This is a genomic window from Flavobacterium fontis, from assembly GCF_900129405.1.
GTDB lineage: Bacteria > Bacteroidota > Bacteroidia > Flavobacteriales > Flavobacteriaceae > Flavobacterium > Flavobacterium fontis.
The window spans coordinates 1-14828 of the sequence record NZ_FQVQ01000003.1; the positions used below are offsets into that span (position 1 = coordinate 1).

At 43.0% G+C, this 14828-nt stretch carries 8 protein-coding genes; 3 read left to right on the forward strand and 5 right to left on the reverse strand.

All coding sequences use genetic code 11. The annotated features are described in order from the left end of the window. Positions 1-24: 24 nt before the first annotated feature. Genes BUC17_RS03510 through BUC17_RS03520 form a run of 3 tightly spaced genes read left to right on the forward strand, consistent with a single transcriptional unit; the run spans position 25 to position 9991 of the window. A complete protein-coding gene (locus BUC17_RS03510; RefSeq protein WP_234977683.1) occupies positions 25-7149 on the forward strand; it encodes a T9SS type B sorting domain-containing protein in 7125 nt (2374 codons plus the stop codon). Between the two features lie 32 nt (positions 7150-7181). Then, the gene (locus BUC17_RS03515) at positions 7182-8102 is read left to right on the forward strand and encodes a PorP/SprF family type IX secretion system membrane protein (RefSeq protein WP_073362047.1); all 921 of its coding nucleotides are present in this window, start codon (positions 7182-7184) and stop codon (positions 8100-8102) included. Positions 8103-8122: 20 nt separating this feature from the next. Beyond that, positions 8123-9991 carry an OmpA family protein gene (locus tag BUC17_RS03520; RefSeq protein WP_073361683.1) on the forward strand — a complete coding sequence of 623 codons (1869 nt, stop codon included), beginning with the start codon at positions 8123-8125 and terminating at the stop codon, positions 9989-9991. A 194-nt stretch (positions 9992-10185) separates the two neighbouring features. Here the strand turns inward: BUC17_RS03520 and BUC17_RS03525 are convergent, their stop codons facing one another. From BUC17_RS03525 to BUC17_RS03545, 5 genes are all read right to left on the reverse strand, one after another. Then, complete coding sequence (locus BUC17_RS03525; protein WP_073361685.1) at positions 10186-10593, reverse strand: hypothetical protein; 408 nt, start codon at positions 10591-10593, stop codon at positions 10186-10188. A 72-nt stretch (positions 10594-10665) separates the two neighbouring features. Beyond that, positions 10666-11685 (reverse strand): phenylalanine--tRNA ligase subunit alpha, encoded by a 1020-nt coding sequence (gene pheS, locus BUC17_RS03530; RefSeq protein ID WP_073361687.1) that lies wholly within the window; start codon positions 11683-11685, stop codon positions 10666-10668. A gap of 213 nt (positions 11686-11898) precedes the next feature. Next, positions 11899-12255, reverse strand: a complete 357-nt coding sequence (locus tag BUC17_RS03535) for a hypothetical protein (protein WP_073361689.1) — start codon at positions 12253-12255, stop codon at positions 11899-11901. A 62-nt stretch (positions 12256-12317) separates the two neighbouring features. Next, positions 12318-13070, reverse strand: coding sequence for a tetratricopeptide repeat protein (locus tag BUC17_RS03540; RefSeq protein ID WP_073361691.1), 753 nt, complete (start codon positions 13068-13070; stop codon positions 12318-12320). After that, a complete protein-coding gene (locus BUC17_RS03545; RefSeq protein ID WP_073361693.1) occupies positions 13067-14818 on the reverse strand; it encodes a BatD family protein in 1752 nt (583 codons plus the stop codon). Before BUC17_RS03545 ends, BUC17_RS03540 begins: the two co-directional genes overlap by 4 nt. Positions 14819-14828 lie beyond the last annotated feature (10 nt).

Genomic DNA, 14828 nt, shown 5'->3' on the forward strand with positions numbered 1-14828 from the left:
GGGCCTTTTACCTTTAATACTTTAGTGCCCCCACCAGTGTGTGGAGGAACCTTTACCGATGGTGGAGGAACCGCGGCCAACTATAACAACAATGCCGATCAAACGGTAACGATTTGCCCTCAAAACGTAGGAGAAGTAGTTACAGTAACCTTCACAAGTTTCAACGTAGAGGCGACCAACGACGGATTGTATGTTTTCAATGGAAACTCAACTTCAGCACCACAAATTGCCAGTCCAAACCCTGCAGGGGCGGTACCAGGTGGATTGGCTGGAGCGTATTGGGGAACCACCAGTCCGGGTACGGTAACGTCTTCTAGCCCTGATGGCTGTTTGACCTTCCGTTTCCGCAGTAATGACACAACCACAGCCGCAGGATGGGTAGCTAATGTTACCTGTGCGGCACCTCCCGCTTGTCCTGCGCCTTTCTCTTTAGCACCCACCGTTGTTTTAGGAACCTCAGCTACGTTCAACTGGACGGCTGGAGGCACTGAAACACAATGGCATATTATCGCAGTCCCCTGTGGTTCGCCTGCACCCAATGCAGCGACTACTGGATTCACGGTAGCCAACACCCGTCCTTTCCAATTGACTGGACTATCAGGATTGACTTGTTATGATGTGTATGTTCGTGCCGTATGTTCAGGAACTGATTTGAGTAACTGGGCTGGTCCAGCATCGATTACTACACAAGTAGCACCTCCAGCCTGTGGCGGCGTGTTCTCCGATCCAGGAGGAAACGCAAACTATGCCAACAATACCGATTCAACGGTAACTATTTGTCCTGTAAATGCAGGTGATGTAGTGACGGTGAATTTCACTTTGTTTGCTACGGAAGCCAACTGGGATGGATTATATGTTTTTAATGGACCTACAATAACATCACCTCAAATTGCGAGTACGAATGGAGCTGGTAATGTACCCGGTGGTTTACCCGGTTCGTTTTGGGGAACATTGACAGGAGTGAATTTACCTTCGTTTACTTCTACCGATCCTAGTGGATGTCTAACATTCCGATTCCGTAGTGATGGGTCTGTAACAGGAGCAGGATGGTTAGCCAACGTAGTATGTGCGCCACCGCCAACCTGTCCTAATCCCAATACTTTAGTAGCATCGGCCGTTACTTCAAACAGCGCTACTTTAACATGGAATAACCCTAATACAGCGACAACTTGGAACGTAATTGCCCTTCCTTGTGGTTCGCCAGCACCCACTGCAGCTACGACTGGATTTACCGTAACGACTACCAATCCTCATGTATTTACAGGATTAACACCCGATACTTGTTATGATTTATACGTACAAGCAGTTTGTCCTGGAAACGACTTAAGTAACTGGGTTGGCCCAAGAACTATAACCACACAAATTGCCCCTCCACAATGTGGTGGAATATTTACCGATCCTGCAGGCGCTACAGCCAACTATGCTAATGGAACGGATTACACTGTTACGATTTGCCCCACTATTCCTGGGGAACAAGTAACGGTAACTTTTACTGAATTTAATACCGAAGCCAACTGGGATGGTTTGTATGTTTTTGACGGAAACTCAATTACAGCACAGCAATTAGCAAGTACCAATGGCGCAGGAAATGTTCCAGGTGGATTACCGGGTTCGTACTGGGGTAACTTAACCGGAGCAAATTTACCAGGTCCGTTTACCGCTTCAAGCGCCAATGGATGTTTAACGTTCCGTTTCCGCAGCGATGGTTCTGTAAATGCACCAGGATGGATTGCAAATGTAACCTGTGCTCCACCACCAACCTGTCCAAAACCGTCTAATGTAATTGTAAGCAACGCTACCACTACAACGGCGCAAATTTCTTGGACTGAGATTGGCACAGCGACGCAATGGGAAGTATTGATTTTACCCGCTGGTTCGCCGGTTCCAACCGCTGCATCTACAGGAGTTGTTACAACTTCCAACCCTTACACTGCTACGGGATTAAATCCTGCTACGCAATATGTAGTTTATGTTCGATCATTATGTTCGCCTTCAGATATCAGTTTGTGGTCTAATGTAAGAGCTTTCAATACAGTTATCGCTAATGATGAATGTATTAATGCAACCGTTACACCCGTAAATACTACGAATACGTGTACGGTATTTTCAAGTGGAAGTTTGATTGGAGCGACAGCATCTGCACAACCTAACACTTGTGGAGGCACCGATGATGATGATGTTTGGTTTAGCTTTACAGCGACAAGTACAACACATACGATTAACTTAAATAACATTACAGGCGGAACCACTGATTTGTTCCATGTATTGTATTCAGGGACTTGTGGCGCATTGACTCAAATTTATTGTAGCGATCCTAATAATAGTATTGCGAATAACTTGACTCCTGGACAAACCTACTATGTACGTATTTACTCTTGGACAGCGACACCTAATCAAACGTCTAGTTTCCAAGTTTGTATAGGCACTCCAACGCCTCCACCAAGCTGTATTACCAATACACCAGCTGGGAATACTTGTGCAACCGCAACCCCTATTTGTAATTTAAACGGGTATTGTGGTAACACTTCGGCCTCGTATACTTCAGATTCATGGCCAGAATTAACGGCAGAATTCTGTGGTTCACTAGAGAATAACTCTTTCTTATCGTTTGTAGCTTCAGAAACTACGATTTCATTTGATGTATGGGTAACCAGTAGTGAAGATAACAACGGTATTCAAATTATGGTATTCGGTGCCGCAAACTGTGGCTCTGGACCTGTTACCGAATATACCTGTTGGAGCCCTGGGAATGTTCCTGCGGGATCTACTACCATTACGGCTACGGGATTAACAGTAGGGCAAACCTATTATATCATGATTGATGGTTTCGCGGGTGACGTTTGTGATTATGTTATTGCTTCCAACTCGGGGATTCAGGCTCCAGTTGAAATTACAACCTCGACCAATACCACAACTCCAACCATTTGTTTGGGTCAAACCGCAACCTTAAATGCATCCGGTGGAAACGGCGTGTTTACATGGTCAACGCCTTCAGGAAGTTTAAGTTCTACAACAGGTTCTTCCGTTGTATTTACACCACCTGGAATTGGAACTTTTGATATTACAGCGACTTCAACCGCGGGTAATGTTAACTGTCCTCAATCGGCATCGAGCACGCAAACTATTACTGTTGTTGATTATTTTGTACCAAACTTTAATCCAGTATCGAATTTCTGTGCTGGAACAACGGCACCAACATTACCATCGACATCTACGAATGGTGTAACAGGAACTTGGTCACCCGCTGTAGTAAGCAACGTGGAAGGAACGACCACCTATACCTTTACACCCGATGTAACGTTTTGTGCCAATCCCACAACGTTATCTATCACGGTAGATCCTGGAATCACACCAACATTTGTAACTCCAGCTCCGATTTGTCCTGGTTCACCTGCTCCCGTTTTACCAACTACTTCCGGAAATGGTATCACTGGAACTTGGAATCCAGCTACGGTTAGTAACACAGCGACAGGAACCTACGAATTTACACCCGATCCAGGACAATGTGCTTCTAATGTTACGTTGACTGTTACGGTTTTACCAAGTTGTGATTTTGGTAGTTATGCCAACGCGGTTTGGTTGACCAATTGCGAAACTTCTAATTTCTTTAATACGCAGGGAACAGGAACCGATATTATTGGTCCAACGCAAAACGTTTTCCCAAATAGTGATTTAGGAACGTATGTTCAAAATTCAGGATCATTAAAATTACGTGGGGCTGAAGTAAAAACCTTCAAGTCAGCTACAGCCAATGTTTGTAGTGCACGTTTATTCTATCGAATTTATCCTGTATCAGGAACCCCTGGAACCTTTACTTCCATCGATCTACCATTTTTTGATGATTGTACGATAGACAGTGACTCCAATGGTTCAGTAGATACCTTCCCAACAGGAGGTCCTTGTAACATTCGCGACCAAAAATGGCAACGCGTATTGAGTGATGCCCAATCACCAATTGACCTGACTACCTTCCCTCCTGGGGATTATAATGTTGAAGTATATTATGAATTAACGGGAGATGTAAACTCACCTTCACAATGTGACGACACTCAATTGATTAATAATGGAGGTGCTAACTTCATTGCTACTTATACCATTCAATCGCAACCCGTATATGCAAGTACCAATCCAACCACTTGTGGAGGAAGTGATGGAACCATTACTATCTCAGGTTTGGCGCCCAATACCTCATATAATGTTGGCTATACCTTTGCATTGCCTAATCCACCAACCTCTTACACTGCTGATAATTCAGGGGTAATTGTAATCACCGGATTAACTGCGGGTACTTACTCTAATTTCGTCGTAAGTGTGAATGGATGTATTTTACCAAACGCAACTCCAATTGTTTTGGTTAATCCTACTCCACCTACTGTAAGTGTGAGCAACGTAACGGTTTGTGCTACAAGTCCAGCAACCGTAACGGCTATTCCTTCAGGAAACAGTACCTATTCCTATGTTTGGACTGTGCCCACAGGCGCTACGGACCCAGGTAATGTGAGTACATTTGATGCCACAATCTCGGGTACCTATACCGTTACAATTACCGATACGGTAACCAATTGTGTGGGTAATACGGCGACAGCACAGGTAACTATAAACCCTGTTCAGACACCTTTGTTTGATTCTATTGCGCCTTTGTGTTTGAATGCAACCGCACCAGTGTTATCCACTACGTCCACTAACGGAATAACGGGTACTTGGAATCCAGCAACGATTAATACAAGTGTTGCCGGTCAGGGGATTTATGAATTTACACCCGATGCAGGACAGTGCGCAGCGACAGTTTCTATTACTGTAGTTGTAAACAGTACGCCTACTCCAGTGGTTTCGATTACACAACAAGCTACGTGTACTACACCTACAGGAACAATTACGATAACCGCTCCTGTTTCTAGTACAGGAACGGTAGCTAACGATTTGTTTATTTCAGAAGTAACCGATTCGAATGCAGGTTCTTTATCGTATGTTGAATTATATAATGCGACAGCGAATCCAATCAATTTAGGAACGTACTCTATTCAAACGGCTAGTAATGGAAATACCACTTATGGATTTACGCTGCCTTTGAATAATGTGAATTTAGCTCCAGGCGCAACCTATGTTATCGCCCTAGGAAACGATAATTTCTGTCCATCTACCCCAGGCGCTGACGGCTCTTTAGCTGCTCAATCTAGCGGAACGGGTTCGGTTAACTTTAGCAATGGCGGACATGATCATATCGGACTTTTCAATGGAACTACTTTAGTAGATAGTTGGGGTGTATTCGGTTCAGACAACTGGGCACCAACCTCAATAATAGGTACTGAAGGAGCTTCTTTCCGACGACTTAATACAGTTACATTGCCAAATACAACGTATAATAACGCCGATTGGACTGTTGTTGATTTTGCAGGGAATGGTGTTGCTAACTGTAGTAATAACGATTATAGTGGTATCGGCAACTTTACCCCAGCTACTTCAGGTCAATATGAATATGCTGTGGATAATGGAGCGTACCAAACCAATCCTGTCTTTGCGGGTCTAACTCCAGGACAGCATACCGTAATTGTTCGCGATGTGGTTACAGGATGTGTTTCAGAAGTTGTGACCATCACAATCGATACGCCACAATTATTGCCAGCCGTAACAGGAATTACCTATACAAGTCCGGTTTGTGCCAATGCAGTATCGACATTAACCCCCAACACCTCAATTGCTGGATTTACAACAGGAGGACAGTATACGGCTGATTCACCCAATTTGAGTATTGACGCTACTACAGGTGTAATCAATGTTGCAGCTTCTCAACCTGGAACATACAATGTGACCTATACCATCACTCAAAACACGGCCAACTGTCAAGAGGGTGGAAGTACAACCGTACAAGTTATTATTAATGCACAGCCAACAGTAACCGTATCAAGTGCTACAATTTGTGAAGGTCAAACTGCTACAGTAACGGCAACTCCAGGAGATGCTTCAACTTATTCGTATGTATGGACTGTACCAGCTGGAGTAACTGATCCCGGAAATGTGGCTTCCTTTACGACTACTGTTGCTGGAACATACAGTGTGATTATTTCGAATACAAGTACCACTTGTACAAGCAATAGCGCAAGTGGAACAGTAACAGTTAATCCGCTACCTACCGTTACCGTAAATTCAGCAACCGTTTGTCAAGGGCAATCGGCCACTATTACGGCAACACCAGGCGATGGAAATACATACAGCTATGCTTGGACCGTACCGTCGGGAGTAACCAACCCCGGAAATGTAAGTAGCTTTACAGCAACAGTAGCCGGAACTTATTCCGTTGTGATTACCAACACTGCGACCAGTTGTTCTAGCTCATCTGCATCGGGAACGCTCACGGTAAATGCGCTACCAACAGTGACCGTAACGGGTGAAACAATTTGTTCTGGCTCAACGGCAGATGTAACCGCTACACCGGGAGTTGCAGGTTCTTACACTTATGTATGGACAGTTCCAGCAGGGGCTACCAACCCAGGAAACGTTGCAAATTTCTCAACCACTGTGGCCGGAACGTATAGTGTAACGATTACTGATACGACTACAGGTTGTACCAGTACTTCTGCAAGCGGAACGGTAGTATTTGTTCCTTCATTTAACTTCACTATTGATGCAGGATGTAATGGAGATGAATATGTCTTGGAAGTTCAAGCGATAAATAATACATTTGACATCGGTGGAGCAAGTTTCGACTGGGTATGGATTAATGGCAGCACCTCAACTCCTGTAGGAGCCAATCAAGCTACCTTTAACGTAACCGATTATTTGAATTCAACTACTCAAGTAGAGGAATTACCGCTAACATTTGGAGTCACTGTAACCAATGCTGAGGGCTGTACACAATTCAACACCGTTGTGTTAACTTCAATTTATTGTGACATTCAAAAAGGTATTTCGCCTAACGGTGACGGGTTAAATGATTTCTTTGACCTTGAGCAAAAGAATGTGAAGCAGTTGAGCATCTATAATCGTTATGGAACCAAAGTATACAGCCGTGCTAACTACACGAATCAATGGTATGGTCAATCCGATAATGATAATGAATTACCTGACGGAACCTACTATTATGTGATTGAGTTCAATAACGGTCAGTCAACCAAAACAGGATGGATTTACATCAACAGAGAAGTGAAATAACAAACAAATAATAAATGAAAAATTTCAAAACGATGAAAAAACTATATTTCCTAACCGCTTTTGCACTGCTTGCCGTTCTCGATGCTAGTGCGCAGCAAGACCCACATTACACGCAATATATGTACAATATGAGTGTAATCAACCCTGCTTACGCTGGATCCAAAGAGAACATGTCTGGAGGTTTATTGTACCGCAAGCAGTGGGTTGAAATTGAAGATGCACCTACCACGGGAACCTTCTTTTTACACAGTCCCGTTGGAAAAAATGTGGGGTTAGGTATTTCTGCGATTACCGATAAAATTGGTCCAGTCGAAGAAAATAATATTTACACCGACTTCTCTTATACGTTGAATCTAGGAGGTGAAAGCCGTTTAGCGTTTGGACTTAAAGCGGGGGCCACTTTTCACAAAGTTGGCTTGTTCAGTGAAGTGTATAATAACGTACCCGATCCGAACGACCCTGCGTTTAGAGAAAACACCAACAGTACTTATTTGAATCTAGGAACGGGTCTTTTCTATTATACCAACAAGTTTTATGTCGCTTTATCTGTACCCAACATGCTAAAATCAAAACACCTTGATTTTAATGGGCGTCAGTTTGGTACCGAAACACAACACTACTTCTTAACGGGGGGGTATGTGTTTGACTTATCTCCTTCTGTTAAATTCAAACCTTTTGCCTTGGTAAAAACGGCTTTCCAAGCTCCCGTATCGTTTGATGTTTCTACCAATTTCTTGTTTAATGATAAGTTCGAAATTGGAGCAACCTACCGAAGAGAAGATTCTTTTGGAGCAATGGTAAACTATGCAATTACCCCCAACTTACGTATCGGATACGCTTACGATCACATCGTTTCGGATCTAAAAGTGACGACACCTGCTTCGCACGAGGTCATCTTGTTGTTTGACTTGAACTTCCCGAAAAAAGTTTCTCAGTCTCCTCGTTATTTCTAATCTTAAACCTAACTTTCAAAATGAAAAAACTATATATAGCTTTAAGTTTTGCAGCCATCAGCAGTTCTATTTGTGCTCAAAATAAAGACACAAAGACTGCAGATAAACTTTTCAATCGTTATGAATATGTAAAAGCTGCTGAAGAATATCAAAAATTGGTAGATAATGGGAAGGCAGATGGGTATGTTTACAAGCAATTGGCCGATACCTATTTCAATATGTTTAATTCAGCTGAAGCCACCAAATGGTATGCTAAAGCTGTTGAAACGGATCAAGATGCAGAGACCTATTTCCGCTACGCACAAATGTTGAAAGCCAATGGCAAATATGAGGAAGCCAACAAGCAAATGAGCAAGTTTGCAGCCAAAGCTCCCAACGATCAACGTGCTAAAGCCTTTAAAGAAAATCCAAACTATGTTCCTCGTATTCTGAGTAAACGGGTAGAATATACCGTTGATAATACTACGTTGAGTTCGGATAAATCAGAGTTCGGTGCTGTTTTATACAATAATGAAGTTTATTTTACCAGCGCCCGAAACGGAGCCCGTAAGAATTACGGTTGGAATGATGAACCATACCTCGATGTTTACAAATCCGTACGTAGTGATAATGGAACTTTAGCCGAGCCAACTTTAGTTTCAGAAGTTAATTCTAAATTCCATGATGGCCCTGTAACAATCACAGCTGATGGAAATACCATGTATTTTTCTTCCGATAGTTTCCGTGAAAAATCGTTCCAAAAGGACAAAGCAAATAAACTGAAATTAGGTAGAAACAATTTATATGTGGCCACTAAATCAGGTGATACTTGGGGTAATATTAAGTCATTACCGTTCAATACGAGTGAGTTCTCAACCAGCAATCCAAGCGTTTCTCGCGATGGGAAAACATTGTATTTTTCTTCTGATATGCCAGGAAGTATTGGTGGAGTAGATATCTGGAAAGTAGCTGTTAATGCTGATGGAACCTACGGAAAACCCGAAAATTTAGGATCTAAAGTAAATACTGAGGGCAATGAAAGTTTCCCTTACATTTCCGATGATAATGCTACCTTATATTTCGCTTCAAGCGGACGTCAAGGATTAGGGGGTTATGATGTGTATATGATTGATCTTGCCAAAGGAGGCGAGGCAGTTAACATGGGTAAGCCTATCAACACAGAAAAAGACGATTTTGCTTTTACTTTTAACAAAGACAAAAACATTGGATACCTATCGAGTAACCGTAATGGAAATGATGATATTTTCAGTGCAACCCCAATCTGTGGTGTTGATGTGCTTGTATTGGTTTCTAATGCTAAAACTGGAGAAGTTCTTTCCAACGCTAAAGTTTCAATCTTAGATGATAAAAACAATGTTATTGCGACTGAAACTTCAAACGATAAAGGAGAAGTTTCCTATCGTGTAGAATGTGACAAAGCCTATACAATTCAAGCATCAAAAGACGGATTTGAAGGAAATGCATTCCCAGTAGCTAAAAGCAAAGGACCCAAAGCCGATGTAAAAGCACCGTTGAACCCAATTGAAGTGATTGTAACCGAAACCGAAGTGGTTTTGAATCCGATCTTCTTCGAGTTTGACAAGAGCAATATCACGCAACAAGGCGCATTCGAATTGGATAAACTTGTTCAAGTCATGAAAAACAACCCCAACATGGTTATTTTCGCGAAATCACACACCGACCGTCGCGGAGGCGATAAATACAACTTGAACTTGTCTGAACGTCGTGCACAGGCTACCGTACAGTACATCATTTCTAAAGGTATTGACGCCGCTCGTATTTCAGGTAAAGGTATGGGTGAAACCGAACCCAAAGTGGCTTGTACGTCATGTACTGAAGCGGAACACGCACAAAACCGTCGTTCTGAATTCTTAATCGTTAAGAAATAATCCACAACGATAAATATCAAAAAAGACAGCTCATAAGGCTGTCTTTTTTGTTTTTAACACCAATTAATAGGCGCTCCTATAAAGATTGTGTTTTAGTAAAAAAATAGCGCTTAAAACGCTTTATTTACGCGCAAAGGGAAACATTAAACCCAACACGTGGCTTTAGCCCCCTAAAGTAGCGAAGCAAAATAAACTTATTTCACTACCACACCCCGCTGCCATAAAATCGGCACTTCTTCGGTCGCCCGTTCATTGATCGTATTCTTGCGGAAAATAAACTTTTTATCATACAACGTATTCCCAATAAAATACGTCACCATAAACTCATTGTTCAAGGCCAATACACTTTGTTCAATCATTTCAATCTTTACCGCCGAAACCGAAGGAACCTTAACATACGCATGCCGCAACAACGACGTTTTTTTCATCTCCCCATCAAGAGTACCAAAAGCTTTCGAAACGACCATCACACTCTCCAAATCATGGTCAGAATCGTTGATCAAAAAAACATACCACACCTTATCCATAAAGTCGTCATTCCACTCCTGAACAGCCGCCATAAATACGTTTTCAACTTTCGGAATTACAATATCTGCTTTCATTTTAATCTCGCGTTTATCTCAAAGGGTTACCCACAAAAAAACCGCATTTCTCTCGAGCTGCGGCTTACTATTTTAAATACTCGTTTTGAATTGCTCCAAAAAGCGCACATCGTTTTCATAAAACATCCGAATATCGCCAATCTGATACAACAACATCGCAATACGCTCTATCCCCATACCAAAAGCAAATCCATTGTATTCCTCCGGATTAATCCCGCAGTTCTTCAATACATTCGGGTCGACCATCCCACAACCCATAATCTCCAACCATCCGGTTCCTTTCGTAATGCGGTAATCGGTCTCTGTTTTTAATCCCCAATAAATATCGACTTCGGCACTGGGTTCCGTGAAGGGGAAATACGATGGACGTAAACGTATTTTCGACTTGCCAAACATTTCTTTGGTGAAGTATAAAAGCGTTTGCTTCAAATCGGCAAACGAAACATCTTTATCAATATACAAGCCCTCTACCTGGTGAAAAATACAATGCGAACGCGACGATACCGCTTCATTGCGAAATACCCGCCCCGGTGAAATCGTCCGAATGGGGGGTTTGTGACTTTCCATGTACCGCACCTGTACCGACGATGTATGCGTACGCAACAACACATCGGGATTCGTTTGTATAAAAAATGTATCCTGCATGTCCCGCGCCGGATGGTACTCGGGCAAGTTCAACGCCGTAAAATTATGCCAATCGTCTTCGATTTCAGGCCCCTCCGATACATTAAATCCAATCGTCGAAAAAATATCAATAATCTGATTTTTTACCAACGAAATCGGATGACGCGCACCCACCGCAAAGGGCATTCCCGGCCGTGTTAAATCGCCGTATTTCCCCGCATTGTCCGCACCGCTTTCCAACGATTCCTGCAAACTACGTACTTTTTCTTCGGCCACCGCTTTCAACGTATTGATCACCTGCCCAAACTCCTTTTTCTGGTCGTTCGGAATATTTTTGAACTCGTTAAAAAGCGCTTTCAACAACCCCTTACTCCCCAAATACTTAATTCGGAAAGCTTCCAACGCCTCTTTATTCTTGTCGTTGAACGCTTTAGCTTCTTCAATATGTTGTTTAATTGTATCAATCATGGTCCTGTAATTCTGCTGCAAAAATAGGATTTTCCGCCCAATTGGGGACACGAATCAGCCTTTCGTTTTTTATTTTTTTGGAGCAACAACCCCGTATTTTTTCATAACCTCCCTCCGGTGTTCCGCTGTAGTCCCTCGTTCCTCGGGCGCTGCCGCTTCACCCCGGGCTAGTTAGAAAGGGATGCATTTCAAAACGCAATTTTAAAAATCGCCTTACGTAATCAATCCGTTTTCCAAAAAATACCCCACAATCGCTTCTTTCATTAACAGCGTTTGCTCCCCTGCTTTCAACGCAGGTAAGGCATCTTTGGCCTTGAAATGCGGCCAACCGTCACGGTCAACGTAATCAAATTCGTAGTAGCCATAAGGCACCAACAAGCGACAAATGGCAATATGCATCAAATTGACTTTGTCGTCTTTTTGAAATTTTTGGTGAACTTTACCCAATTCTTGAATTCCAATAAGGTAAATGATGCCATCCAAATCCAACGGCTCTCCATCGGTAAAACGATCAGATAACAATTGAACGACGGCCTCCCAACGGCGTTTTAAGGTTTCGTCTCTAGACAAGGTAGAATAGGTATAAAGAATAGTAAATTTTTAATCGTGCAAAAATACAACATTACCCGCTATTAGGGGTTCAATTCGCGAATCATTGTGCGTTGTATCCATCCCGTGCTCGCATCCGAAAGCCGAACATTCGCCCATTGTGCCGTTTTGGAAAGTACCCAAACCTTGGCTCCTTCACGTAATTTTACTTTTGGTTCACTGCCCATCCGGGGTTCGCTCCAAACCGCTGTATGGTCTTGAAATACAATAGCACTGCGGTCGGAATACACTTCATCTTTTTGAAAAAAACCGGCAAAAAGACTTCCGAAAAGCAACAATAGCGAGAGCGACATGCCCGTAAAAAAACGTCGTTTTTGAACAGGCGAACGCGAAACATAATAGCCCGCAAAACAACCAAAAACCACCAACGCCCAACCAATGGCTACCCTTCCCCATTGATCATACGACAGTACCGTAGTGGCTTGGTGTAGCATTTTTTCAAAACCCACTTGCGGGAATTGTGGCAGCGTGTCTTTACAGCGTTCTTGTGCATAGCCCAGATTGATTTCAATCGCTTTATCAGTCGGATCCAACAATCGCGCTTTTTCCAAATGATAGATCGCAGGAGCAATTTGCTTGCGTTGGTAATAACTGTTGCCTAAATTAAAATGTATGGCCGCACTTGTTTTTCCGGCCGCCAATTCTTTTTCATAATACAAAATCGCCTCAGCATACTTTCCTTTGCTGTAAGCCGCATTGCCCGCGTCAAATTCAGCTTGCGCTCGACCCACAAAGCAACTCAAAAGCAGCCCCAAAAATGCAAGGTTTAACTTCATGACAATTGTTTTTCAAGTTCGGTTATCAATCGTATCGCGGTGTCGTAATCGTTTTGTATTGCCGTCGCCGATGAAGGTGCAAAGCGCGCCATTTCACAACTTTCTAGGAGTTGAATAAATTCAGTTACCGTAGTTGATGCAGCATTTCGTTGAAGCAACAATTCCCGTATGGTTTCTTTTTGCATTTCAGTGGTTTCCAACAATAATTTGGCCTTCAAAAAGTTGTGTAACGCCCGCTCCAATGCATCATAAAATGGTCCTTTCGATTGTAAGTAGGTCCCCGCCTCGGAAAGATAACGTTTTACCAACGCTTTTTTCATTCGGATTGATTTGCCTACCGTATCCGCATCTGCGGCGGCTTTTCGTCGGCGAACCAAAACCAACAAAGGAATTGCCATAAAAGGCAATAGCAACAAACTGAAAAACAGCGGTGAACCCAAGAAATCGTGACGACCTGCCGAAACGAGAGGGCCCATTTTTGGCGTTGTTACAAAGGCATCGCGATCGCTTTTTTGACGTGCGTTACTTGCATAGCCCCCTGCGGGTAATCCAGGACCGTCGGTTACCGTAATGGTCAGCGGGGGACTCGTGAGCGTGCGGTATTGTCTACTGCGCAAATCGAAATAGCTAAATCGAAGATCTTTTAACACATACGTTCCTTTGGCTTGGGGTACTACAGTGTAGCGGTCAGCAATCGAACCCGTCATTCCCGATAGCGGTGTTGTTACGTTCTCCACATGTTCAGGGTCGTAAACTTCCCAATTTTCGGGCAATTCTAAACGCGGAATTTGAAATAGCTTCAGGTTTCCTTCACCTGAAACTTTCAACGTTAAATCGAGGGATTCCCCAAATTTTAAGGTCGTTTTGGAAGGAACAACGCTAAAGCTAAAGTCACCTACAGCGCCACTAAACTTCTCAGGCTTATTGGTTTCCGGCAATGCTTTTACAACAATCGTTTTCCCCGAGGAGGTCAATCGACGGCTATCATCCATCGTGATGATTTCGCCAAAAATCGTTATGCGTCCCGTGGGAACCCGGCAATCCACCTCCAAAATGTAGGGGTCGATTTCAAGACTCCCCGATTTCTGCGGATACAAAACGGCTTTTTTCAGCACCACCGAAAGACAGCGTTTCCCTTTGTAAACCGTTTGTTCGGGTTCAAAATTATCAGTCTCTATTTCTTGACTCCAAAAATCATTAAAGCGCGGTTTTTGGATATCTCGGGCATCATTAATATCGGTGTTATAACTAAAATACAACTTTTGCACCACCGTGATAGGTTCGTTGACATACGGGTTGCTGTTGGACACTTCGGTCACCAAATACATCGTCGAATTTCGAGCTACAGTTGCCGTACTTGGGTCGTTGGAAGGGTCAACGGCAGGTGTTACGGTAATTTTGACGGGATTACTGCGGTAAATACGGTTGTTGAACTCAATTGCGGCAGGCTTAATCGTGAAGGTACCTTTCTTTTCTGCAATTAAAAAAAAGGTGTAGGTTTTATGAAACATGCCTTTTCCGTTATTCCATATCTCACGAATGCTCTGCGAGGGCCCCGAGAATACCGAAAAGCCACTTTCTTCAAAGTCGGGCGCTTCAAAGTTATCGCCATCAACATTCATTGTAAACTCAACACGAAACCGTTCGTTAACGGACACAGTGGCCTTACTCACTTCGGCTTCAAATTTAACTTGGGCCGATACCGTAAGGGAAATCCATACTAGTAATAAGGTTACAATTCGTTTCATCGTTCAATGA